General features: G+C 54.8%; 17 protein-coding genes. 7 read left to right on the forward strand and 10 right to left on the reverse strand.

Annotation, left to right across the window (positions count from 1 at the left end; all coding sequences use genetic code 11):
* The first annotated feature begins 96 nt into the window (after nucleotides 1-96).
* On the forward strand, nucleotides 97-1,026 hold the full coding sequence (locus SH467x_RS19675) for a proline racemase family protein (protein WP_482368795.1): 930 nt from the start codon (nucleotides 97-99) through the stop codon (nucleotides 1,024-1,026).
* Between the two features lie 93 nt (nucleotides 1,027-1,119).
* On the opposite strand, the gene SH467x_RS19680 is transcribed toward SH467x_RS19675, so the two are convergent.
* From SH467x_RS19680 to SH467x_RS19700, 5 genes are all read right to left on the reverse strand, one after another.
* On the reverse strand, nucleotides 1,120-2,127 hold the full coding sequence (locus SH467x_RS19680; RefSeq protein WP_482368796.1) for an SHD1 domain-containing protein: 1,008 nt from the start codon (nucleotides 2,125-2,127) through the stop codon (nucleotides 1,120-1,122).
* Nucleotides 2,128-2,133: 6 nt separating this feature from the next.
* Entirely contained in the window at nucleotides 2,134-5,346 is a 3,213-nt protein-coding gene (locus SH467x_RS19685; protein WP_482368797.1) for a DUF1553 domain-containing protein, read from the reverse strand.
* Nucleotides 5,347-5,476: 130 nt separating this feature from the next.
* The gene (locus tag SH467x_RS19690) at nucleotides 5,477-6,244 is read right to left on the reverse strand and encodes an OmpA/MotB family protein (protein WP_482368798.1); all 768 of its coding nucleotides are present in this window, start codon (nucleotides 6,242-6,244) and stop codon (nucleotides 5,477-5,479) included.
* A gap of 2 nt (nucleotides 6,245-6,246) precedes the next feature.
* A complete protein-coding gene (motA, locus tag SH467x_RS19695; protein WP_482368799.1) occupies nucleotides 6,247-7,113 on the reverse strand; it encodes a flagellar motor stator protein MotA in 867 nt (288 codons plus the stop codon).
* Entirely contained in the window at nucleotides 7,029-7,391 is a 363-nt protein-coding gene (locus SH467x_RS19700) for a hypothetical protein (RefSeq protein ID WP_482371415.1), read from the reverse strand. Before SH467x_RS19700 ends, motA begins: the two co-directional genes overlap by 85 nt.
* Before the next feature lie 39 nt (nucleotides 7,392-7,430).
* Here SH467x_RS19700 and SH467x_RS19705 point away from each other — a divergent pair, with 39 nt between their 5' ends.
* A complete protein-coding gene (locus SH467x_RS19705) occupies nucleotides 7,431-7,832 on the forward strand; it encodes a peptide chain release factor family protein (protein WP_482371402.1) in 402 nt (133 codons plus the stop codon).
* 82 nt (nucleotides 7,833-7,914) lie between these two features.
* Here the strand turns inward: SH467x_RS19705 and SH467x_RS19710 are convergent, their stop codons facing one another.
* Nucleotides 7,915-11,241: a DEAD/DEAH box helicase gene (locus SH467x_RS19710; RefSeq protein ID WP_482368800.1), complete on the reverse strand. Its 3,327-nt coding sequence runs from the start codon at nucleotides 11,239-11,241 to the stop codon at nucleotides 7,915-7,917.
* A 207-nt stretch (nucleotides 11,242-11,448) separates the two neighbouring features.
* Between SH467x_RS19710 and SH467x_RS19715 the strand changes: the two genes are divergently transcribed.
* Complete coding sequence (locus SH467x_RS19715; protein WP_482368801.1) at nucleotides 11,449-12,156, forward strand: NUDIX hydrolase; 708 nt, start codon at nucleotides 11,449-11,451, stop codon at nucleotides 12,154-12,156.
* Nucleotides 12,157-12,316: 160 nt separating this feature from the next.
* Nucleotides 12,317-13,720, forward strand: coding sequence for a hypothetical protein (locus SH467x_RS19720; RefSeq protein WP_482368802.1), 1,404 nt, complete (start codon nucleotides 12,317-12,319; stop codon nucleotides 13,718-13,720).
* Nucleotides 13,721-13,805: 85 nt separating this feature from the next.
* Here SH467x_RS19720 and SH467x_RS19725 read toward each other — a convergent pair whose 3' ends face one another.
* Complete coding sequence (locus tag SH467x_RS19725) at nucleotides 13,806-16,358, reverse strand: secretin N-terminal domain-containing protein (protein ID WP_482368803.1); 2,553 nt, start codon at nucleotides 16,356-16,358, stop codon at nucleotides 13,806-13,808.
* Nucleotides 16,359-16,709: 351 nt separating this feature from the next.
* Nucleotides 16,710-17,633: a sugar phosphate isomerase/epimerase family protein gene (locus SH467x_RS19730; protein WP_482368804.1), complete on the reverse strand. Its 924-nt coding sequence runs from the start codon at nucleotides 17,631-17,633 to the stop codon at nucleotides 16,710-16,712.
* Between SH467x_RS19730 and SH467x_RS19735 the strand changes: the two genes are divergently transcribed.
* Together SH467x_RS19735 and SH467x_RS19740 are read left to right on the forward strand one after the other, a co-directional pair.
* On the forward strand, nucleotides 17,632-17,772 hold the full coding sequence (locus tag SH467x_RS19735; protein WP_482368805.1) for a hypothetical protein: 141 nt from the start codon (nucleotides 17,632-17,634) through the stop codon (nucleotides 17,770-17,772). The two genes, SH467x_RS19730 and SH467x_RS19735, sit on opposite strands and share 2 nt — an antisense overlap.
* A gap of 75 nt (nucleotides 17,773-17,847) precedes the next feature.
* On the forward strand, nucleotides 17,848-19,512 hold the full coding sequence (locus SH467x_RS19740; RefSeq protein ID WP_482368806.1) for an outer membrane protein assembly factor BamB family protein: 1,665 nt from the start codon (nucleotides 17,848-17,850) through the stop codon (nucleotides 19,510-19,512).
* 889 nt (nucleotides 19,513-20,401) lie between these two features.
* On the opposite strand, the gene SH467x_RS19745 is transcribed toward SH467x_RS19740, so the two are convergent.
* Nucleotides 20,402-21,571: an IS110 family RNA-guided transposase gene (locus SH467x_RS19745; protein ID WP_482368807.1), complete on the reverse strand. Its 1,170-nt coding sequence runs from the start codon at nucleotides 21,569-21,571 to the stop codon at nucleotides 20,402-20,404.
* A gap of 459 nt (nucleotides 21,572-22,030) precedes the next feature.
* Nucleotides 22,031-24,997, reverse strand: a complete 2,967-nt coding sequence (uvrA, locus tag SH467x_RS19750; RefSeq protein WP_482368808.1) for an excinuclease ABC subunit UvrA — start codon at nucleotides 24,995-24,997, stop codon at nucleotides 22,031-22,033.
* Nucleotides 24,998-25,237: 240 nt separating this feature from the next.
* Here uvrA and SH467x_RS19755 point away from each other — a divergent pair, with 240 nt between their 5' ends.
* Complete coding sequence (locus SH467x_RS19755; protein ID WP_482368809.1) at nucleotides 25,238-25,813, forward strand: PH domain-containing protein; 576 nt, start codon at nucleotides 25,238-25,240, stop codon at nucleotides 25,811-25,813.
* Nucleotides 25,814-25,815 lie beyond the last annotated feature (2 nt).

The raw sequence follows: 25,815 nt of genomic DNA on the forward strand, positions 1-25,815 counted from the left end.
TTCCAATTCTGACTTGCCGCAAAATAGGTATCATCCGTTTCGCCTGAAGGGCCCTTCGAACCTGTCTTCCCTCACCGCCAAAAAGGTCGATTGTTGATGTCGAACCAAGGATTCCGTGTCATCGATTCCCATACTGCGGGTGAGCCGACGCGTACGATCGTCGATTGCGAACTCCACTTGCCCGCATCGACGATGGACGAGCGTCTGGCTATCCTTCGCTCCGATTTCGACCACCTGCGCCGGGCGATCGTTCGCGAACCGCGTGGATCCGAAGTCATGGTCGGGGCCCATCTCCTACCCCCCATCCATCCTGACCATACCGCTGCCGTCGTGTTCTTCAACAATGTCGGCTACCTCGGTATGTGCGGACATGGGATGATCGGTGTCATCGAGACCTTGCGATTTCTCGGCCGGATCGAACCGGGAATTCAAACGATCGAAACCGTGGCGGGGCTCGTCAAGGCGGAGCTGCTCCCAGATCATTCGGTTCGCATCCAAAATGTCCCAAGCTACCGGGTTGCCAAGGACGCTCCCATCGCTACCAAATCCTTCGGGACAATCCCCTGCGATATCGCCTATGGTGGGAATTGGTTTTGTTTAGCCAAACCCGACGCGATGAAGAATCTGGAGACCCCTGTTTCCGAACTGATGACTCTCGCCCAAGAACTTATGCAGGCTTGCCGCGAACCGTTCCCGGAAGTGGACCACGTCGAGCTTGTGGGCCCCCCACGCCATCCAACTTCGAACGCTCGCAACTTTGTCCTATGCCCCGGCGCGATGTACGATCGGTCTCCCTGTGGAACAGGTACCAGCGCCAAATTGGCTTGCCTCGCCGCCGATGGGGAACTTCTTGTCGGTCAACGTTGGATCCAGGAAGGAGTTCTCGGCACTCGCTTCGAAGGCACCTTCCAATGGTACGATAGCGAATGCGGAAAGATCATCCCCACTGTCCGAGGGCAAGCGTTCGTGAATGGGGACCTCCGGGTCCTGGTCGATCCAGAGGATCCGTTTGCTTGGGGGATGTGATAACAAGCCATTGCTCGGGACCAGTTGCCTGCGCGGGCCCAGTTGCCGGTGCGAAAGTTGGCAGCCGGCTCGAAATTATTGGCCGGCGATAGATTAGTAGCCGGCGATTTTGCGAACGGGGCCCAGGACAAAACCGGGATTTCGTTGCAACGCCATCGCGGAAGCGTCGGCGCTGTTGCGGGCCGGAACGACAACCGAAATGGGATAGCCAAACATTCCGTTGGGGGGATAGAGATAAACCTCCCACATGTCCGTTACCCCTGCGGCGACCGAGTTCATGAGCAATTGCAGTTTCGCAATCTTCATCATCTCTTGCTGTTGTTGCTGCATTGCCATCGCTTGCGACTGAAGATAGAGATCGTTTTGTCGATCGGCTTCTGCAGCTTGCTCCTCGGCTCGCCCCTGTTGTCGCTCGGATTGCCATTGCTCATAGGAGGGTTTCAAAACTTTGGCAGCGCTCGGTGACAAAAAGAACAGCGGCAACGCGTATTCATCCCCATTGGGGAACTCGACCATCACCCCTTCGCAGTGGAAGGTGCGTACGTTCGATTTTTGGGCAGCGACCCATCGATCGAATGCGATGTGATCGACGATCTTGGTCTTCTCGAAGTGTGCGACAATCGAAGGGAGCATTTTTTGATAGACCTCGGGCAAGTTTTCGAGGGGGCGATCGTTCACATACACCCGTCCCCTTCGGCGTTGGATCGAGACGTCTTTCTCGACAAATCGGACTAGCCTGCCATAGACCTTCATCCCATTGGCCAGCTCCCAAACTTGCTTTTGCCCTTCGGATGCAAGCTGATCCGAGACCTCTTGGGACTTTAGGTATTCAAGGTCCTCTTTGGACAAATTATCGAGCGGAACCGCGAGGAGCTCGTGCTCCTTTCGCTTCTGATCGAGCTTGATCACCACTTCATGTTCGTCAGCAGCGAGCAGCGTTCCCTGAATTTTTACCAATCCGGTCGAGTCTTTCCATTCGCGGGCACTGCACCAAGGAGAGGCTGCCAATGCAGCGATGATTGCCATGAATCGAGTTAGGGATTGAAACATCTTGGCCTCGTATGTGATGCGAAAAACGAAAAGGAAATAAATGGACTGCATAGTATTCTATCGTTTCACGACGCAGGCATCATGATTCAATAGGGTTTGGCAAAGGATCGTGGCCGCGGCAAGGGTATTCCCATCCATTCCGTCAGGAACGCTTACCCGGCCGATTTTAAGGAACGCGTCCGCAGCGCCGGCATTGGTCAGGAAGTAAGCCCTTTGCTCGTCGATCATCTTTCGCCCGATGGCGACCTCCTCCTCGGTCGGAGGTCGCGAGAGAGTTCTCCGAAACGCTCGATCCACCCAGACGGCTGGGTCTTCCGGTGCTTCCTTAAGGATCGCAATCGCCATTGCACGGGCCGCTTCGACATATTGAACTCCGTTGAGGAGTACCAGGGATTGCAGCGGGGAATCGGTCCGCTCCCGCTTGGCGACGCAGACTGCGCGCCGCGGTGCATCGAACGCGATCATGGCGGGAGGTGGTCCGGTTCGCCTCCACTGCGTGTACAGACTGCGTCGGTGCACTCCGCTCCCATCGCTGGCCTTGGCCGGTTTGAACGATTCGCTCATTTCATAGGGGACCACAGGTGGTCCTCCTACGGTCAGATCGAGAAGACCTGCCGCCGCAAGGGTTTGGTCTCGGATCATCTCTGCCGGCAATCGAAATCGAGGGCCGCGAGCTAGCCATTCGTTGTCTGGATCCTCCGCCATTTGCTCCAGCGTCGACACGCTCCTTTGTTGATAGGTCCTGCTCAGCACGATCGCTTTTACAAGATCCTTCATGTTCCATCCCGAGTTCATGAATCGAACTGCCAACGCATCGAGCACTTCGGGGTGCATGGGCCGCGAGCCTTGGCTACCGAAATCCTCCGAGGTCTTCACCAACCCAAAACCAAAGAGGCTTTGCCAGACCCGATTGACGAGAACGCGCGCGGTGAGAGGGTTGTCGCGGGCCACCGTCCAACGAGCCAATCCCAATCGATTCAAAGGAGCGTCGGGCGGAAATGCGTGGAGCGCGGACGGGGTGCCTGCCCCGATTTCGTCCCCCGGTCGATTGTATTCACCCCGCACCAAGACGAACGCGGGTTTTGGTTGCGGCAATTCCCGCATGACCATGATCTCTCCTACGCTATCTTGCTTGGCGAATTGACTTTTCCGCGCTTCGCTCAATCGGTCGCGCGACGACTGCAGGGTCGATGAGTGCGTCACTGCATAATGCTCCAGCGCGGTCTTGTCCAAGTCTGGTTCGACCGCTTTCGAATCGGAACGGTGCACTCCGGGAGGGAACAGAAACTCCACCTCGAAGGCTGTTAACTCGTGTGAGAAAACTTCGAATTGGTCGATCCTACCACCACGCAAGCCTCGGTCGCGGAATCGTTCCCCCAAGTCGATGGAATCGTATCCACCTCCGGTAATATTCTTTGTTAAAGAATCCTTGATCACCTCCGACTCGCAACGCACTCCATCGACGTAGATGGCAAGTCCCTGCGCTCGGCTGCTACCGTCGTAGGTGACAACCACGTGGGACCACGTCGACGTTCGCAATGGCGCTTTGCTCCGGATAGAAATGGCATTTCCCGGCCAAAAATGAATGAGACTCCACTTCAGTTTGCCCTCTTCGACAAGCAATTCGTATCCACGGCTTGCAGCATCGGTCCAAGCTCTTGAGCGGTGGAAGACGACATTACGATCCCGATGATCTGGAACGAACAGCCAAAGGGAAACGCTAAAAGGCTCATGACGTTGGAAATTCCCCATGTTCGTTTTTACAGGATCGTCGCCGGTGAACTCGATCGCGTTTCCAAAGCGACCGGGAACCGCACGATTTTCACCTTCGACTGTTGCCGCGGGACCATCTGGTAGGAGGCTCGCAATTTTGCGATCCTTCACTTCGTCCATGCTCAATGCGAGAGTGGGAGGTCTGACGCCCGCAGCCATGCGGAAGTTCTGAATTGCGTCCCAATGCAACTCTTTCGTTTCCTTACCGACCATCGAGGATTCGAGAAGGGCATCCTTCCTTTTTGACAGCCAATCACGGTAGGACTCCTGGTTTGTAAGACCTACGAGTTCCTTCGTAAGCAATTCCTTTGCCTCGGATTCCAGTTTCCGAACGTTCTCTTCCTCTTGGGACAACTGCTGCTGTTGTTCGGAGGTGAGCAAACCGAGCGTTGGGGTAGGAGGAGATTCGGTGAAGTAGGAGTAAAGCCCTGCTTCGTCGATGTTCTGGAACATGGAAAAGAACTGGTAGTACTCCTTTTGCGAGATTGGATCGAACTTGTGATCGTGGCAGCGGGCGCATTCGAAGGTTAGCCCCAGAAAAGCAGTGGCGTAGGTTTGTACGCGATCGCAAACGTACTCGACGCGGTATTCTTCTTCGACACTTCCCCCTTCGCTTTCCTGTTGATGAAGCCGATTGAACGCAGTCGCCAGGATTTGATCGGAAGTTGGATTGGGCAACAGATCGCCAGCGATCTGCTCGACGATAAATTGATCAAAGGGTTTGTTCTCGTGAAAGGATCGCACGACCCAATCTCTCCATTGCCACACCGCTCGCTCCCTGTCGACTTGAAATCCGTAGCTGTCCGCATAGCGTGAGATATCGAGCCAATCGACCGCCATCCGTTCCGCGTACTGAGGTGTGGCTAGAAGCTCATCTATAAAATCGCTCCAGTGCTCCGGTGCATCATGCTGTTCAAGATGCAGTACCTGGTCTTCGCGAGGGGGCAATCCGGTGAGGTCCAACGCGATTCGTCGCGCTAAAGTGCGCACGTCGGCGCGAGGTTGCAAGTTCCATCCACGGCTCTTCAGTTTCGCCTCGACGAATGGATCGATCGGGTTTTCATTGGCGGCTCGCGATAGAGTCTCATAGGGAAGAGTTAGAAAGGACCAGTGCTTTTCGTATTCGGCCCCTTCGTCGATCCACTGTTTCAGTTTGGAGACATCGGAGTCCGACAACCGCCCCAGCTTGGAGCTAGGCGGAGGCATTTGGGAATCTGGGTCCGTAGAGAGTATCCGCCTGATGATCTCGCTTTGATCGGCGTGGTTCGGAACAATGGCCCCGGACGCTGTCGCCTCGTCGCGAGCGTCCAGTCGCAAGTCGGCTTCTCGTTTTGCGGCATCCGGTCCGTGGCAGAAATAGCACTTGTCGGAGAGGATCGGTCGAATGTCATCGTTGAAGCGAAGTTGCCCGAAAGCTGACGAGAGGTTGCAGGCGCACGCGAGGGCGCACAAGCCACCGAGGATGGCGTGCACGCAGAGTCGGCAGAGGGATTGCATTGGAGTGGAGTACCTGGAGGGGGACGACGTGGAACCCTCTATGGTACTCGATCGAGCGGACCCTTACCAAACCCGCGTTTGGCGAGGGTGCATCGGAATAATGAATAGGAATCGAGTCCCCTCCATCGAATCAATGGCCTCCCGAGGGCTTCGCTTCGGCAGCAGCTTGCGCTTTTTCTTCTTCGTCTAAGCGAATCGCTTCCGCATCCAAGCTTCGATTGTTTATCAGGCGTTCGGTTTGGGAGGAAGGGGCTTCGAAGATCTCGGTGAGGACGAAGACCTCGACGCGAGAATCGAGTTCGGGGTCTACTTCATCCCCTTTGAAACGGGGTTCGGAGTGACCGGCGGCACTGACTCGAATGCGGCGAGGGTCGATTCCTTCATCGATCAAGAACTGCGAAACGATCATCGCTCGGCGGAACGAAATGGTCCAAGCGTCGAGAGCCGATTGGGCTGGGTTTCCGCCATTGTTGGCTGCGTGGCCACGGACATCGATTCGGTGCTGTTTCCCTTCGAGTTCGGGGAGCAATTGAACCAATTCCTTCTTACCGTCTTCGGAGAGTTCGATGGAGTTGAGTTCAAATCGAATGATCTTGCCTACGTTGGAGCGTTCCCCTTCGTCGCTCATCTCGCGATGCTTGGCCTCTTCCTCGGTCTTTTTGGAGCCCCGCGATTTGACTGTTCTGCGACTGCCGTTGCCGACAGCGGACGAGTTGACAAGGGACTTCGCGTCGCTGCCGGTCATTCGTTTTCCGCTGGGGTTGCGAAAGTGTTCAGCGACTGCCTCTTTCACATCCGAGCTCTGCGACGTCAACCACATCACCATGAAGAAGGCCATCATCGCGGTTACGAAGTCCGCGTAGGCGACTTTCCATGCACCACCACCTTTACCCGCCATGTTTAGGAACCTCCCGAGTCAACAGCTTTGAAGAGAGCTTCCATTTCTTCTGGCGAAGGTCTCAGGTCTTGGCTGAGTCCTCGGCGGCCCGTTTCGATGGCCATCTTTGGCTGCATGCCATTGAAGAACCCTTGCAGGACGCAGGCGATGGTTCGGAAGTAAGCTCCTTCCTCGTGACCGATCAACTCCATCTTTCCCGCGAGTGGAGCGAAGAAGCCGTAAGAAGCGAGAATACCTAAGAAGGTACCGACGAGTGCAGCACCCACCTTGTGACCGATTTCAGCCGGAGGGCCATCGATGTGTCCCATCGTGATCACAATTCCGAGAACGGCAGCGACGATTCCGAAGCCGGGAAGACCGTCCGCCGTTTTCGAGAGAACACCGATGGGGAGGTGATGTTCTTCTTCCATCGCTTTCAGTTCAATATCCATGAGGTTCCCGACATCTTCTGGGCGAACCGATCCGTCGATAACCGGACCGAAGGCGCCTTTGATGAAGTCGGTCGCATGGTGATCCGCTGCGAGTTTGGGATATTTGGCGAAGACAGCGCTTTTGTGCGGGTCGGCAATATGGCCTTCGAGGGCTAGCAATCCATCGCGTCGAGCAATTCGGAACAGCTCGTAGAGCGCTGAAAAGGTTTCCTCGTAGGATCTTTTACTGTAGGGGGACCCTTTGAGGGCTTGGATGATGCCTTTCACAAGTCCCTTTAGTACCGCGGGAGAGGACATCACGATGAGAGCCCCCATCGATGCGCCACCGATGGTCAACACTTCGGAGGGGTGGATCAATGCTTCGATATGCCCGCCGGCCCACATAAAGCCGCCGAGAACACATCCGCAAACAACAAGACATCCAACGATGACAACCATGACTTCTCCGATGCGAGGCCGACTTGGTCGGAGAACATCCCCTCCCATCGAGCCTTGGGGATATAGCTCCCAAACGTCCGAGGAGCAAGCGATCGGAGTGCGAAAGAGGAATCGCGTGGGCAGAGATTGACGGATGGAGCGGTCGTATCGATGATGCGGTTTTCGTGGTCCGTTCTCTCAAGTTCCATCGGTTCGTCGAGCCGGTCCCAACGAGGCGTCGTGTGCACCCGGTCTTCCAAACTGAATCCGTTTTGCTCGAGCAGTGCAAACTGACACATCTGCGCGCATCGGGGCCTGGGGGACAGAATCGAAACAAGGTGGAAACCGCCGTGGAGTGGATACACCTACCGTCGGGCTGTCGCGGGCAAGCATCGGAGCGTCGCAGTCAGAAAGAGAACCGCGACGTAGCAGTGCACCGGCTCCGAGAGCAACTCGCGGTTCACATCCGGACAGAGCCGACCGAGGAAGGGAGGCTCGTAACCAACCGTTACACCGATGGACTCGGCCGAATCAACATCTCGGAGGGGAATTGGGAGTGGCCCATGGTTCTTACTGAGGTGCTGAATCGGTTAGCGTATCACCAGTGGGAGATTCCACCTGCGGCCGAGGAGCTGAGCACGACGACGTCGCAAATCATCAAGCTCCTTCGCAAATCCCGGCCCGCGCTCGAACGGGTGAACTCGCAGCGCCAATCGCTTGGTCGATCGGCGCTACGTTGATTCGGACTGTCTCAAGAGTCTAACGAGTGCTAGACGGAGACAGTTAAGACGGAGACAGCTTGGACCGACTCCACTTGGCACATTAGATCGATTCCACTTGGCTGAGTCGGATCAAGGAAACGAGTTCGTCGGTCGACATACGACCGGCGCGATCCGCGCCATCGAGAACGCCGCTGATCAGTTCTCGTTTGTCGGCGTGGAGGGCGAGAATCTGTTGTTCGATCGTGTCCTTGGCGACGAGCCGGTAGACTGTTACGGCCCGTTGTTGTCCGATTCGGTGGGCTCGGTCGGTGGCTTGATCTTCGACGGCCGGGTTCCACCATGGATCCATGTGGATGACATAGTCGGCAGCGGTCAAGTTAAGACCGGTTCCCCCTGCTTTGAGGGAGATCAAGAAGAGGTCCCCTTCGCCCGCTTGGAAACGATCAACGGCTTCTTGTCGCTTCGCAGCAGGAGTCGATCCATCTAGGTATTGGTAGGTGACGCCAGTCTTGTCCAACGCTTCCCGTAGCAGAGACAGGTGCTGCACGAATTGGCTGAAGACCAATGCGCGATGCTCACCTTCGCGAAGTTCTTCGACGATTTCCATGAAGAGATCGAGCTTAGCAGACGATTCCGTCCATCGCTTGTCCACCAGTGCCGGGTGGCAAGAAAGTTGTCGCAGTCGCGTCAACCAAGCGAGAACGCGAATGCGCATTTGGGAGTCGCTATCTTCTCCTTCGGGTTGCGTGAGTTCATTGATCGCTGCCAAGCGTGCTGCGTCGTATTTCTTTCGCTCTTCTGTCGAGAGCTCGGCGAATCGAACGACTTCGGTTCGTTCCGGCAGTTCCGACAAAACTTCCTTTTTGGTACGCCGTAAGATGAAGGGACGAACCACGCGCCCGAGAGCTTGCAGGCGATCGCGATTGCCCTGTCGTTCGATTGGTTCTGCGAAATTCTTTCGGAAGCGATCCCAGGACCCGAGCAGACCCGGGCTCACGGTTCGCATCAAGCTCCACAATTCCCCCAGGTGGTTTTCGAGCGGGGTACCCGAGAGAGCGATTCGCCAGTCGGCGTCGAGCTGGCGAACGGCCTGCGCCGTTTTCGTTTGGAAGTTCTTGATGAATTGCGCTTCGTCCAGCACGAGCGTATACCAAGATCGCGCGGTGAATCGGTCGACGTCTCGTTGGAGCAACTGATAGCTGGTGATGATCAGATCCCCTGCACCTGCGCTATCGATCAAGGTTTGGCGATCATGTTCGCGATACAGTTTTGGTTTGAGCGAGGGAGCAAATCGTTCTGCCTCTCGTTGCCAGTTCGAACCGACGCTGGTGGGGGCGATGATCAACGCGGCACCTTTGTTTGCCCGATCGAGCAGCACGCCGAGGGTTTGAACGGTTTTTCCGAGACCCATGTCGTCCGCCAGACAACCGCCGATTCCCCAGTGGGCAAGTCGAGCAAGCCAGCTGTAGCCAGCCTTTTGGTACTCGCGCAAGTCTGCGTTCAAGTTCGCTGGAACCTTTGGTTGCAGTGTTTTGGCGGTTCGCAGGCGATCCAGTGCATCGCGCCAGGACGAGTCCGCCTCGTAGGTGATATCCGTGCCCAGCGCTTCCTCGATGACTGCGGTCGCGGCGCGGGAAACGCGAATCTGTCCAGATTCTGTGCTCGAAACGTCTTGGATGCTGTTCAAACGTTGGCGCAGTTGTTCCGAGATCATGGCGAATTGGCCATCCCCCAAGGGAACGAATCTTCTGCCACCGCGAAGAGCTGCAAGAAGTTCCGCGAGGGGAATTTCGAGGCCCTCGAGTTGTGCGACCCCTTCGACTCCGAACCAGTCTCGTTGGCTCGTCAGACGGACTTGCAGCCGCTGCGGTGTGATCTCGCCGATAATCCGCATCGGTTGGCTCTTAGGCCAGCAGACGGTCGGTGCGTCTTCCCCAAGCTGCTGGATGCGTTGGATCAAGTCCAAGGCTTCGTCCGGTGTTTCGGCGATCCAGGTGTAGGGGCTTTCGTAGGAAAGCCGACCAAGCTCGAGCACCCCTGCGACTTCATCGGCTCGCATCGCTTCCTCTTCCAGGGCGCGAAGCAATTGAAATCGTCCTGCTGCGGTGGCGACACGCAGTCGATCCGGTTCCATTCCAGGGACCGGTGCTTCGCGGACCAAATCGCAAGCCACGCGGAGAGAGACCATCAAGCTTTCTTTGCTAAAGGGAGAAAGGTGCAACTCGATGTTCGGTTCAAGCGGTTGTTCGGGACCGGCCAATCGCTCCGGCAAGTTGATCTGCACTTGAAGGGGATTTGCAGCCGCGGCGACGAGATCCGCGAATCGCTCTGCGGTTTCTTGATCGAAAACCGCTTCTCGACGTTCTGCCATTTGCAGATCGTCGATCAGTCGCTTCATCTTTTGGTCCAGGGTGCTGACCAAAATGCAGCGTTGATCGCGATCCAATCGGAACATGACCGATTCGTTGTTATTGATGCTACCGATCGAGCAATTCGCTGCTTCTTGTGTGGAGACAATTTGATAGTCCCCTTGGAAAACACTCGGGCGATACGTTTCCGATTCTTCTTCGACACGTACTTCGAGTGGGCATTCTCGAATTCGGATGGGTGTTTGATTTTCATCGTCGAGCGTCACGTTGGGATGATCGTAGAGCAGCTTAAAGCACTCGCGAATCATACGTGGGGTTTGGCCTCGGTAGGATTCCTCGGCAGCTTGCAAGAGGAGCACCAGCGTTCGATCCGACGCATGGCTCAACGTAGTTTCGTCGACGGTATCCAGGGATTCGCGAACAAGCCGCCCTTTATTCCATCCGCCCCGCTTTCGCATCGTTTGCAAATAGGGATTGATTCGAACGGAATGCTGGGTGAACGCGACTCTCCATTGAACGCGAGTCAATCTTTCGCGTTCCTGCGGCTCCTCGTCGCTCGGTTCCAGTTCAGGGATCTTCAAGTAGTCCAGCGACTCGACAAACTTTTTACCTGCGTGTCGTCCGTCGGTGATGCAACTCTCCATCCATTGCATCGCATCATCGGTCGACTTTTGACTCAAGTTTCGGCGCAGAAAGTGCAAGCAGAAGATCTGGTGGACACAAGGCTTGATCTCTTCGGTGCAAGAGCATTGAGCGCTGAGTTGACGCACAACGCGAACACTCGGATCGTCGACCGAAGCGCTTAGGTGGCGGGTATCGAGATCAAACAGGATGCTGGTGTTGTACTGACCGCGAACGGGCGAGACGCCTTGCAGCTCGAAATCCCACTGGAGCGTCGACTCTGCACGCTTGAGACGAGGAAGGTCGTTGGAAGAGTAATATCGGGCCATCAGCAATTGCTGTGGGCGGATCTTTCTCTCGAGCTGTGCAATCGCTTGGAGTATATGGACAATCAATCCGGTCGCCTTGGGAGGGTCCAGTTGTGCCAAGTTCGTCATTCGATGTCGTTCCGTCCGTTTAAGTGAGCTCTGAGCAAGTCCAGTAGTTTGCCCGATGCAGGCTTGGTTTGACAAGGCGAAATTCCGGTTCTCACCTGCATCCCCGGGAGTTCCACCGAATTCCCATTTTCAGCATCGCAACCCCGGGGAAATTGGCTTAAGATGCAGGGTTCGAAAATTCTTGAACGATAGCTTTGAACAGACTTCATGATGCTCGCTGGTACATTGCCTGAGGATTTGCGTCGGTTTCTCGGCGAGCCGCCGATTGCAGAACCGACTTGGCGTGCGTTCGCGACGAGAGTGCAGGATGAGTTCGATCCCTATCGAATGCTGGCACCGCAGTATGCCTACGGGAGACATCGAGGCCCACCGCCACGTCTGGCACATCCCGCAGCCGTCATGCTTACTCTCTATCCGAACGGTCAAGGAGGGTGGTCGATTCCGCTGACCCTTCGGCCGCCCCAAATGCTCGATCACGCAGGGCAAGTCTCCTTGCCAGGTGGAAGATCCGAAAAAGGTGAGACGGTTTGGCAAACGGCCTGCCGCGAATACGGCGAAGAACTCGGCTGCACGACCGCTTTTCTACAACCCGTAGGTCAATTGAAATCGCTGTACGTTTATGCAAGTCGGCATGTGGTGACGCCGGTGCTCAGCGTTTGCCAAGAACCGACCCCTTTTGAGCCCAACGCGGAAGAAGTGGCGGAGTTGCTGTTTCTCCCCCTCGAACAGCTCTTGGTGCACGATGCTATCAAAGTGGGGGTGATGAAGCGTGGGAACTCGACATTCAACGCTCCTGGATTTTGGGTGGCGCAACATTTTGTTTGGGGAGCGACTGCGATGATCCTTGGCGAATTTCGGTTCGCTCTCTTACAAATGCAATCGCAACCGCTGGGCCGCGCAAGACAATCGCCATAGCAGGCGCGTGGCAGAGCGTGCCGATTTTCCTTTTTCGACCGCTTCGCCGTTAGTCCGCCGTTAGTCCGCCGTTAACGCACCCCGGGTGCTTGAATTGGTTATGATAGGGACAACTTTCTGACTGTTCCAACGCAACCTTTTTCGCCCAGGAGTTGCGACGATGGATATGCATCCACGCCTGTCGAACCCCCGCTACACGAGGTCCCTTGTTCCGGCCACCGCTCCTGTTCCGGCGACGGCTTCTCTGTTAGCGACCGCTCCATTATTTCGAGCGGATCAAGCTCCTGAGCCGATGCGAAAGCTGTTGGAGCAATTCGTTGGCAATGCCACTATCTATGGAAATACTTCGCCCTGGTCAGGGCCCACATTAGGAATCTGTTCCTCGCATTCCAAGCGTTATGGTTTCGCGGATCCGCAATGGCAGCAACCTGCGTTGGTCGCTGTCCAATTCGCGAAACAACACGGTTATCGTGTGTTGATCCCGGGTGAGGCACCTTACACCCCTGCGATTGTCCATGTGTGCAAACGATTGCAAACCTCGTTCTCGCTACTCATAGCCCAGCCATGCGAGACAGATAGCCGGAGGCAAGTCTCGGAGCCTACGGCTGCTCAGGAGGAAATCTATTTCATTTGCGAAGGGGATGTCGATGCGATCGATCCCAACCTTCGTCCTATCCCGCTGCAAGACCGTTCTCTATTCGGGCTATCGAATCAGCTGTTCGCTGTGCAGGTGTCCAAGGGGGGAAAGATGGAACAACTCCTACTGAAACGATTGGACCAAAGCGACGTGCCCACCTCGACGATCAAAGTGGCATGGACCTCGACCAAGGATAGTCGATGGATCCAACGAGGGGCTGTCGGTTGGTTTGGTGCTTGGAGTACTGCAGCTCCATCGCACGTTGAAAAAACCGTGACTTCATGGCCGACCTGCCAACCGTTTTCGAAGGTGACCTATCAGCCAATTGTGCGTTCCTCAGCATTCATGCAGCGGACCAGCGACCGGTACTTGATCCACTGCACGCGGGCACGGCGGGGGCCTTGGCCGGATCAATCGTGGGAACAGTATTGCGACGAATTGCTTTTGGAACCGCAACGCGCGGAAGCAACACCATTGCAGTCACTGCTCCGCATCCTCACGTCTGGCAAGCTGATCGCGACGCGAGAACGCAAAACGGGTGGCATCGCGTCGGTCTCCTTCTCGCAACAGAACTTGGAGGATCTGTTGAAGGCCCGCAAGTTTCAAAGGCATTTGGGGCGTTGGGATTGGGAACCGTACGGATTACTCCTCGCGGCGGATCGACTCAAGGAGCTTGGGGCCGTACCTGTGCAGTACGTAGATAGAAAGCGATCGAATCAGATTCCATCCAACGAATGGCCGAAGGTGCAGTTCGTGGATGATGCAGGCGGAGGGCAAGATTGGCGGGAGGAACGCGAATGGCGCGTGTTTGACGACGTGAGGCTATCGCGATGTTGGTCTTCTCCCGGGTTTGTCTTTGTCCCGTCGTTTTCCGAAGCAAGACTGGTTCAGCACCTTTCATGCTGGCCTGTTCTGGTCGTTCGGTAGCAGCGACGCCAAGATCCAGGGGCTAGAGATCCAGGATGCCAGCCACCGCGATCGCGGCTGACATCGTTTAAATTTGGTCCGTCCTCTATCGCCCGCCCCGGAGCAATCGTCGGAGATTATCGGATGCTTTGTTGGCGCTGCTGTCCGATGAGAACGGCAGATCCGCTGCATTGAGGATGGCGATGGCATTCCCGTCGGTGGGGGTATCCATCGACTCGACCAGTTTGAGAACCTCTTCGAGCAGGTACTTGGGAGCCGAGATAATCATCAAATTGGCTTGCTCGTCGACACTGATCGCCAAGAGGCCTTGGTACTCAGGGCTTGAGGTGGTCGCAGCAATATTGCGATTGAAACTAGAGTTCCTGTAGGACATGTTCGAAAGGGACCGTTCGCTGAAACGGAGCAGGTCTTCGTATACCCCTTCCAACGCTTTGGCCACCACGCTGGCTTTGCGATGTTGAAATCGATAGGTGACTCGTTCGCGCGCAAGCTTTTCATCTTCGGGATTGGGTTGATCAAGGATTTCGATGGATTCCTTGATTGTCTTCCACTGTTTTTCGTTGGCGTTTTGAATGATGAGTCGATTCGTTCTGGTATCGACATCGATCACCACTTGGGGGGCCGATGTCAGTTTGGACGAAACATTGCTAGTGGAATACTGCAGCATCGTTTCCAGTTGTCGGCGCACCGCAAAGGCCTGAGAATGTTTGAGGGCTATGGCGCGAAACTCCGTTCCATCTTTAAGCAGTTGGTCGATCAGACGCTTGGCGGTTTCGGCTGCGATAGGGTCTTTGGACAGAACGACCAAATCACCACTTCCGTTCTGCATCAATCGGACGGGTGGATTTTCCTTTTCTGGGGCTCGAGCGGCATCGGTTGCGGTCGAAGCGGTGATGGCTGCGACGAAGCGGGAATCACCCTTCTTCGCGTTGAGGGATTCGTCGGATGCGGATTGGGTGGTGTCGGCTCCTTTTTCCGAGGGAGTCGATTGGCTATCCGTTTTGGCATCGACAGGCAAATCGAGGAGCAGCGGGCTATCGCTAATTTCAGCCCAAATTCGCTTGAGTTTTTCCGTGATTTCCGAGGTGTCTTGGCCTCGCATATCGATGACGTGGAGTTTGGAATCAAGCCTTTGTTCGGAGAAAGTCTCGCCGAGCCGCGCCAGAAACTCCCGCACTTCGGTCACTTCACCAGGCGTTGCCCACAGGAGCAGCCGATTGTTTTGTGGGTCGGGCTCGATTTGAAACTTCCCATCGCTTGGTACTCCAGGCGCGGAGGAGGGGCGATCGGGGGATTTCAGAATCAACTGCACGGCTTTCGCGGCGTAGGTTGGATCGACGTTGGCGAGAGGCAGGACGGTGGCCGTTCGCTTTTCGGAACGGAAGGACTCGATCAGCTGAGCGACCGTCAATTGATCTTCTGGCGAAGCGAAGACGATGATCCGATTGTAAGCGGCTTCATGTTGGATTCGCGTATCTTTGCCGACCGTGCCTCGCTCCTGTAGCGATGCAACGAGTTTGGTAACCGCATCGGGCTCGAAGCCGGCGACATCGTATACCTTCACGCGACTGATGGTTTCCCAAGCAGTTTCTTTGTCTGCGAGAGGCTTGTCCATGGCTTCGACCGCTTGTCGAACGATTTCGATTTTATTGGGCGGAGCATTGACGAGAAGGCTGTTTTCCTTTTCGTTCACGACGACATAGATCGTCACCTTCTTATTGTCTTGGATAAGCTCGCGCGCATCACGCCCCAATTGCTTCATCGCTTCGGCTTTGAAACGCGTTTGTTCAACATCCAATTGAGTAGGTGTCTGATTGGAAGCCGAATCGGGGGGCAGACCAAGCAATTGGCGAACTTTCGGGGCCACATCCTCGACCCGACGATGGGTCAATCGAAACTCGGCGACCCTTTCTTTTCTCGAATCGTCTTTTTCGGCATCGATCAGGAGCCGATGGAACTCGCGCAGATTGACGACGGCATCGACGACCTCGAGTCGATTGGCGCTCGACATCGGTGAGACCTTGCCGTAAGGGCTTAAGAGCGGTTTGAGTTCATTGGCCGCTTCGTCCGCAATCATCCAATCGAGAGGAAACGAGACGCGTGCGATGGAATGTTTGGGAAGGGTAGACAGTTCCTCTGGTTCCACACGAGGCACGAGAGTGATGTCGAGATCTTTCAAGCTCACCAAGCGGAGGACGTTCTCCCGTTTGAGCAGCACAAAGCCTCTCGCGAGGAGCTGCATGTTGAAAAGGTCTTCGACGGCATCGAGGGAAAGTTCCTGCGTGCTCGACAGGCTAAGCTTGTCGGTCGGAAGCTCCTTCCAATCCAAGTTGAGTGCGAGCTTGGCCGCAAGCCAACTGAGGGCCGTTTGCCAATCCTGGTCGCGAAACTGCAAAAGAACCTTCTCTCCCGGTGCGGCAGGTTCGATGATTTCCGGCGGTTCGACGATGGGGGGAACCACAATGGGGGCAGGTGATGCGTCCGTCGATTCGTTGGTTGTTTCGGGCGAGGGAGCATTGGCGGAGGGCTGCTGCGTGGCAGGCGGGGCCGAGGTGGTGCCAGCGTCCTGTGCGGCCAAACCGCTAGCCAAGGAGGTCGAACACGAAATCGCGAGCAAGTAAGCGAAAGGCTTCTTCATGATAGTTCCAGCATGCTGAACCGCTGCAATCCCATTTCGCTCCCCGATCAAGTGGAGAGGCAGCTGGGATGGAATTCAGCTCGCGCGGATGGACTTCATCCTCGAGAGCGAATGCACGATGATTTCAACGCTTGAGAGCTTTCAACGCATAACGGATGACGTTGCAAGCGCGAGGCATCGAGCAAGGCAGCAGGGGTTAGGTGGGAAATTGGGAAGGTGGGAGGGGGGTGAGGCTTTTTGCAAATTCCGATCGCTGCCCGGTTCCGAACCAAGCAGCTGAGAAAAATTCAATCGGTGTATTAGTCTAGCTGCTAGCCCTTTGGGAAGCAACCGAAACTCGTGGTGGATCGATTACGCGATGTCCATGCACTTCTCGAGAAGTTTTTTGGTCGCGATGATGCCATCGTCGGGACTCAGTTTCGAGCCTTCGTATTCAATACCAACCCAGCCGTGGTACTTGGCGTCCAAAACGATTTTCATCATCTTGCGGAAGTCAATTTTGGTTTCGTTTCCGTTTTCGTCGAAGTCGTAGCTTTTCGCGCTGACGGCTTTGGCGAGTGGCATCAGGTCGGTGACACCTTGGTATCGGTCGTATTCATAGAAATTACCGAAGTCGGGGAGTGTCCCGCAGTTGTCCATTTCCGTCATGCGGATGGTTTCGGAAAGCCATTTACCGTTTGAGCTCAAGCCGCCGTGATTTTCCACGATGACATTGATTCCCATCGGTTTGGCATATTCAGACAATCGTCGCAATCCGTCGGCAGCAAGCTTTTTGCCCTCTTCGTATTCGGCGTTGGTTTGGGCATTCACTCGAATGGAGTGGCATCCCAGGAATTTGGCTGCTTCGACCCATTTGTAGTGGTTCTCGACTGCCGACGTACGCTTGGCAGCATCTTTGTCGCCGAGGGCACCTTCCCCGTCGATCATGATCAAAACGCTGGTCACGCCGACATCGGCGGCACGTTTTTTCATCTCGCTGAGGTAGGCCTCGTCCTTCGCTTTGTCCTTGAAGAACTGATTGACGTATTCGACTCCTTCGATGCCGAATTTTTCCTTGGTGAGTTTGGCAAAGTCCAAATTGTCGATTTGTTTCGCAAAGAGTGGCTTGTGAAGCGACCATTGGGCTAGCGAGATTTTGAATGGCGCGGCCTTCGTCGGTTGGGCAACTTGTTGGGCAAAGAGAGAACCGGTCGAGGCGACTGCGGTTGCCGCGGCCGTCACCGCCAAAAAGTGTCGACGGGAGGTTGGGATCGAATCGAAGTTTGGTTTTGCCATGGATAACTGGGGGGTGAGGGAGGAGTCGGAGGAGGCGATCGCCAGCGGAACGCCGATCGAAATTGTATTTGGTACGGTGGGTGGTCGCAATCGACAAGTTGCGGGAAACCTGTCCAACCTCCTGGTCGATCGGCTATAATGACGGGCACAGATCCAACCACATGCGGGCAGAATCCGCATCCCTCCACTACTTCCCCTGCGTAGGTGACTCCGAATGCGACAACGATTGTTTCGAAGACTTCCATGGTTTAGTTTGTTCGGCGGCTCGCTGCTCGCTGCCAGCTTGACCAACCATTCGACTCTTTCGGCTGCTGATTACGACCCGACCGCTGTCGCGAAGGCCTTCATCTCGAAGCTCAAGGTTGGGCCTAAGGATTGGCCGCAGTGGGGTGGGTCTCCCGAACGAAACAATGTTCCGGATAGTGGCCCCCTCCCGACTTCTTTCGATGTCGAGACCAACGAAAACATTCTTTGGTCCATGCCTCTCGGGTCGGAAACCTACGGCAATCCTGTGGTTGCCAATGGGAAAGTCTACATCGGGACCAACAATGGGAACGGGTACATCAAACGCTACCCCGCTACGGTCGATCTGGGATGTCTTATCTGCTTCGACGAAAAGGATGGCAAGTTTCTTTGGCAGCATAGCAGTGAAAAGCTGCCGACCGGTCGGGTCCACGACTGGCCTAACCAAGGAATCTGTTGCGCTCCCATGATCGATGGCGACCGTCTCTGGTATATAACGAGTCGTGGCGAAGTGGTCTGTCTCGATACGGATGGCTTTTTGGACGGGGAAAACGATGGCCCCTTCAACAAAGAGCCCAACGAAAACAAAGACGAGGCGGACGTTGTCTGGCGTCTAGATATGATGGCCCAGTTGAACGTCTCTCAGCACAACATGTGCAGTTGCTCGGTGACCGCCGTCGGTAACAAGCTGTTCGTCAACACTTCGAACGGTGTGGACGACTCGCACTTGACCGTACCAGAAGAAAAAGCCCCGAGCTTCATTTGCATCGACAAGAACACGGGCGAAGTCCTTTGGACCGATAACACCCCCGGCGGAAACATTCTCCACGGACAATGGTCTTCCCCAACTTACGGCGTATTCAATGGGCAGGAGCAAGTCGTCTTTGGTGGCGGAGATGGCTGGATGTACAGCTTCGATCCGGCCGGGGACAACGGCAAGTCCAAGATGCTCTGGAAGTTTGACTGCAATCCAAAAGACTCCGTGTACCGATTGAACGGTGCGACGCGAAATCACATCATTGCCACCCCTGTTGTGTATGACGGGTTGATCTATGTCGCCGTCGGGGAAGACCCAGAGCACGGTGAAGGGAACGGGCACCTTTGGGCAATCGATCCAAACAAGCGCGGAGATGTCAGCCCGACGTTGGTCTACAACTCCTCGAATCCGAACGTCGTGATCCCGCACAAGCGAAAGCAAGCGCTCGACGCCGCTGCTGGCGATCTTGAACGGGACAATCCAAACTCCGCGGCTGTATGGCACTATGTCGGCAGCAATCCGAAGGAGTTCGAAACGACGATGCACCGAACCTGCGGTACCGTGGCGATCAAGAATGACATCCTGGTCATCGCCGACTTCAGCGGATTGGTCCACTGCTTGGATAGCAAGACCGGTGAGCCACACTGGACCTACGACATGCTAGCTGCATCGTGGGCCTCCCCATTGATCGCCGACAATAAGATTTTTATCGGTGACGAAGATGGAGACATTACCATCTTCGAATTGTCGAAAGAGCAAAAGCAGATCGCTGAAATCAATTTGGGATCGGCCTTGTACACCACGCCTGTATCCGCGAATGACAAGATCTTCGTCGCGAACCGCAACCGCATTTTTGCCATCGGTGAAAAGAAAGAGTAGATGCGAAGTGGGCAGTTCCACTGCCCGATTCGATTCTATTGGCGCGAGAAGTTGATAGTCTAAAACGCCTCCGAGGATTCGGGGGCGTTTTTTTATTTGCTCGGCGAATGATTTTCGCGAAGCAAGGACTCATCCGCTCCCGCTCGTGTTCGTGCTCCTGCTCGTGTTCGTGCTCCTGCTCGTGTTCGTGCTCGTGTTCGTGCTCCTGCTCGTACTCCTGCTCGTGCTCGTCATCGATTTCAGCCTCGATGACTAAACATTCCTTCGACCACGAAAGACTTGATGTGGATCGATTACGATTACGATTACGATTACGATTACGAGCACGTTCCTGAAAGAGTTTAGGATTGTTTCGTGCTTTCTTCGTTTTTTTCTTTGGTGATGGGCGTACAGCTCTAGTCTCGCATTTAGCGAGATTTCTTCATTGCGTCGGCTTACGTAGGCGTGTTTCTTCGTTCGGTTGGTCGTTGTGCTTGATTGAGTCAGTACAGGATCTTTGGTCAGGTCATTGCAATCGTTCTTTTCACGGCGATTGCACCTCATACATTCCTTCGTGGGGGCACATGCAGAATTGCTTCTGAATGCTCGAGTCCAACGTGACTCGACACTGGATTTAGCGATGCGATCCATCCACACAAGGTGCTTCCAAATCAAGTACTCGTGCAGCTATTCAGGCAGTCGTTTCTCTTGTGAGAGAATGATGACGACGAGGCTGCATCCACGTGCTCGTACGGAGGGGCTTGCCTTGGTGAATAGCCTAGGTTCGCAACGCCAAAGTCTGCAATCGCAGGCTCGGGCAGCCGAGTCTAGGCTGGTACACTCACTCATAAAGCGTGTTTCGTTATTACTGCTCCTTCACCGGTTCTTTTCTAAGGGGCTGAACGCCTGACTACGAGGCGATATTGTGCGTTTTCGATCCTGGTTTTGGCTTCTTCTTGATCTGGTTTATACGTCGGTTCATCATTTCAAGCCTAGCAGTGCAATAGTCTTTGTCCTCGACGAGCATGTGGCGTATCACGGTGCACAACCGACGCATCACAGCGACTCTCGCTATCTTGCTACCACGACGATCGCGAATCGACTTATACCACTTCTTCATCGCTGGATCTTTGCGTAGAACATGAAGGACCATTTGCCCTAATAGATGACGTACTACCGTGCTGCCCGCTTTGGTGATGTGACCTCGGCGACCTGTTCCCTCCCCACTATCGCTCACCGTTGGTGTTAGGCCAAAGTAATGCGACAGGCTTCCTCCACGGAGAAATCGCTTGGGATCGCCAATTCGGCACTGGATTGCCAACGCGGTAAAGTTACCTGCACCTGGTATGGTGCGAAGGAGATCAACCGATCGGATTCCTTGGCAACGTTGAGCGATTTTTGTATCGAGGACTTCAATTCTCTTGGGTAAACGATCTAGCTCTTCGAGTAGCCAATCTATCTCTTCGCGATCCCAACTAGAAAGCTGCAATGTTTTGAGCCAGAGGAGTGCCTTCTTGGATGGGAAAGTCTTGGTCGGCATTGCCCACTGAAGATTGTAACGTCGCAAAATATGCTTGACTTGATTTACCGTCTTGGTGTGTTGTCGAGTGATTTGTTGTCGCACAAGTGTGAGACGTTGATTCTCCATATCCAGGGGAGATGGCATCACAACCTGCCGTACCCCTCGTACGGATTGGTTTAGCAAAATACGTTCACGGTTTGCCCATAACAGCTCGCTAAGCTCCTTGGCATCGCGTCGATCCGTCTTGATGCGACGCTTCTTTTCAGGCTGTATCACAACCACTCGCTTGCATCCATACTTTGGCAACAAATCTAAGAGCCAATCGTTGAAGCCGCAAACTTCGACAATGGCGGTAAAGCCATCCGTAGCGAGCTTTGTAACGGACTCAAGATAGTCGCGTACTCTCGAGGGTTCGGTGCTGACTTGGCGAGCCTGGACCACATCTCCTGCTTCATTTCGCAGAGAAACGGTCAATTGCTTTGCGTGCTGATCGATTCCAAGGTAAAACATGAGTCGGTTCTCCGAGAGGGACTTTGCATAGTTTGAGTCCGGCTTCATTCCAGTGATGAAGACGATCACTCGTCTCCCATCATCTCGGAGAACCGTTTCTCAAACCACCCAACTCTTTCATCGCCATCGAGCACGAGCAGGGGCACGAATTACAAGGGCGAGCACCGTCGGTGCGCGACGGTCCTCGAGGGCTGAGCGCCACAACGTACCGTTTTCGAACCATCAAGTCATGATTGCCGTGCGCGGACCGACGATTTCCACTATTTTAGGCTTGATAGTGTTGAGTGTCCTCGTGGGGTATGCCCTTGCCAAGTTCCGGTCTTTTGCGAAAGCGAACAAAGCCGCTTGGGACAATTGGAAAGATTGCTTCCAGGGAATGATGAACCGATCGAGTTGGCGTTGAGGAAGGGAATCGTTGCGAGAGCCCCAAGGGCTAGTGACCAGAAGTTTGCTCGAGTTGGGAGCCGGCGCTAAGCCAATGGAGGATCCTCATCGTTTCTGGCGGTTCTACGAATGTTTGCCGCGGACTAGTTGGCGAACGATTTGCCCGCCGTGGGGACCTGCGACTGGTCCAAGTTCGAGGATGGTGTCGGCAGCATCGATCAGTTGCTGGTTGTGCTCGATCACGACCAACGTGTGCCCTTTCTCGAGCAAGATTTCGAAGCAATCCAGGAGGCGGTCGATATCGACAAAGTGCAATCCGGTCGTTGGTTCGTCCATCGCGATCAGTTCGCCTCGTTTCGATCGACTGGATTCGGACAGGATCGTTGCCAACTTCAGTCGCATCGATTCTCCTGCCGAAAGCGTGGCAAGGTTCTGGCCCAAGGGAAGATAGCCGAGTCCGATATCGATCAGCAGCTGCAGCCGGTTTTGGATATCACTTTCTCCGCGAAAGAATTCGGACGCCCCCGAGACGCTCATTTGGAGAACGTCGTGAATATTCCGATCTCGGTACGTGACATCGAGCACCTCTGGTTTGAATCTCTTTCCGAGGCAGTCCGGGCATGGGAGAGAGACATCCGCCATGAATTGCATTTCGACCGTGACGCATCCTAAGCCTTCACAATGCTCACATCGCCCCGATTCGCTATTGAAGGAAAAGTGGCTTGCGCTCCACTTGCGATTCTTTGCGTCGGGGGTAGAAGCAAACGCGCTGCGGATGGCGTCCATCGCCTTGCAATAGGTTGCGGGAGTTGATCTCGATGAACGGGGAATGGGGCTTTGATCGAGCGTCCGAAATCCACCGAGCGATTGCAGGCCCGTGAGTGACTGATATGGCAAGGGGGCTGCGGCTTCTTGGCCGGTTGATTTAGCGCAAGCAGGCAGGAGGGTATCCAACAGAAGCGAGCTTTTCCCGGAGCCGCTTGGTCCTGTGATAACCGTCAGGCAGCCGATGGGTATTTCGATATCGACACCCTTGAGATTGCGCCCTGTTGCACCGGAGAGTTTGATGAATTTTTCGCTCGTACGTTGGCGTAGGCGTCGATGTTGTTCCCCACGTAGATATTTGCCGGTGACGCTGTCTGATCGCATCAATTCTTTGGGAGTGCCGTCAAATACGACTTCGCCACCCAACTCACCCGCTCCCGGTCCGATTTCAAGGATGCGATCGGCCAGTTTCATCATCGATGGTTCATGTTCGACCAAGATGACCGTATTTCCCCGGTCACGGATCTTGAGGATCGCTCGCGAGACACGTTCCACATCGGTGGTGTGCAATCCGACGGTTGGCTCGTCGAAGACGTAGAGCATGTCGACCAACGTCGAGCCAAGGAGTGTCGTTAAGTTAACCCGTTGGCTTTCGCCGCTGCTGAGAGTGTGGAGAGGTCTGTCCAAGGAGAGATAGCCTAGACCGATTTCTTGAAGGTATTCGAGGCGCGAGAGAACTTGCCGAACCGGTTCGGAAGCGTTGTATTGAGCCTGTTCCTCGGCAGCGAGCCAGAAATTGGAAGGGAGATCTGTGGCGGGATGGTGTTCCTGTGCGGTGGGAATCGATCGCGGTTGGGTGGCTTCGCGGATCACTTCGCGGATCAATTGTGCAAGGCGGTCAATGGAAAGAGAGCACAGATCGGCGAACGAGCAATCGGACAGTCGGTAGGCGAGTGCTTCATGGCTAAGTCGTTTTCCTTCGCAGGTTTTGCAAGTGGAATAGGTACGCCATCGCGACAAGAAGACTCGGACGTGCATCTTGTACTTTTTCTTTTCCAGCCAGGCGAAGAATCCTTTCAATCCACCAAAACGATGGGACGGAACACCATCCTCGATGAGGCGCCACTGTGCTTTGGTGAGTTTCGATACCGGCACATCGGTCGGAATACCGACATCGGGAGCGAGGGCCAGGAGTTCTTGGTGTTCATGCGAATAGGATGGGGTGTTCCAGGGAGCGATCGCGCCGTCTCGAAGGCTCAGTGTTTTGTTCGGTACCACCTTATTGGGATCGATTGCGATCGTTTCGCCAAAGCCCTCGCATTCTCGGCAAGCGCCGAGTGGATGATTGAAGTTAAAGAGACTCGGTTCCGCTGCGGGATACTCGATATTGCATGGAACACATCGAAGCACCGGAGAAAAGGCAAGGCGCATAAACATCTTTCCATCGACAGCTTCCTCGCCCGATTCGCTTTCCAAGAAGACGACTCCGATGGAATCATCGTGCAATGCCGCTTGATCCATGCATACGCCGAGGGATTGAAACCAGCGTTCGTCTCGATTTCCAGTCCAGGATAGACGGTCGACGATCACGGTTGCACGGTGGACATTTTTGAAATGTTCGACCAGCTCTGTTCGATCCGAGGTCCCTAAGTTGACCGTGGAATTTTGGACAACAAGGCGAACGAATCCACTTGATTGAAGGTCCGCGAGGAGCATGGCCAATTCATCGGTGGATTTCCAAGCGATCTCGAATCCGGCCATTGCCCGCCCTGGCGCGTGGGTGGTTAATGTGTCGAGGATGGTATTAGGAAAATGGGCTAGAACAGGTTGACCGCACTGAATGCAGTAGAGCGAAGCATGCTTTGCGAAGACGTTTCTGAGGTATTCCAGAATTTCGCTGGCCGTGCCGACCGTGCTTCGATTGTTTCGGGAACGTGAGTCGCGGGTTACAGCAATGGATGGGGGGAGCGGCTCGAGAATATCGAAGCTTGGTTTGTCCAGTCGTTGCAGAAATTGGCGGGTGTAGGCTGAGAAACTTTCGATGTAGCGGCGTTGGCCTTCCGCATAAAGTGTGTCGAATGCCAAGCTGGATTTGCCGCTACCGCTGACCCCACAAAGCACGGTCAATTGCCGGATTGGGAAGTCGATATTCAGCGATTTTAGATTGTGTTGGCAAGCTCCTCGCAGCTGGATGGCAGGTCCTATCGAGCTCATTTGCAGGATGCGAGCCGCAGGTTGGGGCGTCTCAGGAATCCCCGACCCGGGGGTGGCCTCCGGTGCAACGGGCTGAGAAGAGGATTTCGAGGACCGCGATTTCTTTGCCATAGTGTTAGAGCTTAGGCGCGGTGTTTGGAAATGACTAGTGCAACGTTGAGGGCACCTTCGGCAACCGCTATACTTCGCAGACCGCGGTTGGACCGCGCGCCAACTCGGGATGAAACCGCTTGAATCCACCTAGTTTGAGAATCAGCGGCCAAGATCCGACGAACCAGTTCGAATACGCGAGCATCGCGCGTTGGCGACAGGAATCAGACGAAACTGGCCAAGCATAAATAGGATGCCGTAATGAGCTCTCCGGAAGAAACCTCCCCTGCACAGAGATTTGCAAAGGCAGCCCCCGCTTATGACCCGAGCAAGGACATTGAGGAGAAGTTATGGTCAGGCGGTTACTCCCCTCGCGCCATGATCGGATCATGGATTGGTTGTCTGATTGCTTCGGCGATCTTGATTGCAGCGGCCATCTTTCTGCCGAGCGTCATGGAACAAGTCGATCGCCGAATCCTTTGGGGAGTCGCTTTAGTAAGCATCGTAGCGTTGTGGAGCTTTGCGGCTCTGACTTATCTTTACAGACGATTCAGTGTTCGATACGAATTGACGAGCCAGCGATTGATTCACAAGCACGGTCTGTTGGTGCGCACTACGGATCGGATTGAACTGATCGATATCGACGATGTTGCCTACACCCAAGGAATCGTGGAGAGAATGCTTAATGTGGGTGCGATCAAGATTCTCAGTACAGACCTGTCGCACGCATCTTTGCGGATGATCGGAATTGAGGATGTCAGTCGCGTCGCTGGCTTGATCGACGACGCACGTCGAAAGGAACGAAGGAAGCGAGCACTTCACATCGAGACGACTTAAAA

Origin of the sequence: Brakhagea slesvicensis (genome assembly GCF_052161625.1) — a bacterium.
In the GTDB taxonomy this organism is placed as follows: Bacteria; Planctomycetota; Planctomycetia; order Pirellulales; family Pirellulaceae; genus JBKCUI01.

Bases quoted from the DNA above. Each gene is read 5' to 3' on its own strand.
- SH467x_RS19690 (WP_482368798.1), bottom strand. From the start codon at position 6,244: ATGGCGGGTAAAGGTGGTGGTGCATGGAAAGTCGCCTACGCGGACTTC.
- SH467x_RS19745 (WP_482368807.1), bottom strand. From the start codon at position 21,571: ATGAAGCCGGACTCAAACTATGCAAAGTCCCTCTCGGAGAACCGACTC.
- SH467x_RS19725 (WP_482368803.1), bottom strand. From the start codon at position 16,358: ATGAAGAAGCCTTTCGCTTACTTGCTCGCGATTTCGTGTTCGACCTCC.
- SH467x_RS19700 (WP_482371415.1), bottom strand. From the start codon at position 7,391: ATGTGTCAGTTTGCACTGCTCGAGCAAAACGGATTCAGTTTGGAAGAC.
- SH467x_RS19715 (WP_482368801.1), top strand. From the start codon at position 11,449: ATGATGCTCGCTGGTACATTGCCTGAGGATTTGCGTCGGTTTCTCGGC.
- SH467x_RS19730 (WP_482368804.1), bottom strand. From the start codon at position 17,633: ATGGCAAAACCAAACTTCGATTCGATCCCAACCTCCCGTCGACACTTT.
- SH467x_RS19740 (WP_482368806.1), top strand. From the start codon at position 17,848: ATGCGACAACGATTGTTTCGAAGACTTCCATGGTTTAGTTTGTTCGGC.
- SH467x_RS19735 (WP_482368805.1), top strand. From the start codon at position 17,632: ATGGATAACTGGGGGGTGAGGGAGGAGTCGGAGGAGGCGATCGCCAGC.
- motA (WP_482368799.1), bottom strand. From the start codon at position 7,113: ATGGTTGTCATCGTTGGATGTCTTGTTGTTTGCGGATGTGTTCTCGGC.
- SH467x_RS19675 (WP_482368795.1), top strand. From the start codon at position 97: ATGTCGAACCAAGGATTCCGTGTCATCGATTCCCATACTGCGGGTGAG.
- SH467x_RS19720 (WP_482368802.1), top strand. From the start codon at position 12,317: ATGGATATGCATCCACGCCTGTCGAACCCCCGCTACACGAGGTCCCTT.
- SH467x_RS19680 (WP_482368796.1), bottom strand. From the start codon at position 2,127: ATGCAGTCCATTTATTTCCTTTTCGTTTTTCGCATCACATACGAGGCC.
- SH467x_RS19755 (WP_482368809.1), top strand. From the start codon at position 25,238: ATGAGCTCTCCGGAAGAAACCTCCCCTGCACAGAGATTTGCAAAGGCA.
- SH467x_RS19685 (WP_482368797.1), bottom strand. From the start codon at position 5,346: ATGCAATCCCTCTGCCGACTCTGCGTGCACGCCATCCTCGGTGGCTTG.
- SH467x_RS19710 (WP_482368800.1), bottom strand. From the start codon at position 11,241: ATGACGAACTTGGCACAACTGGACCCTCCCAAGGCGACCGGATTGATT.
- uvrA (WP_482368808.1), bottom strand. From the start codon at position 24,997: ATGGCAAAGAAATCGCGGTCCTCGAAATCCTCTTCTCAGCCCGTTGCA.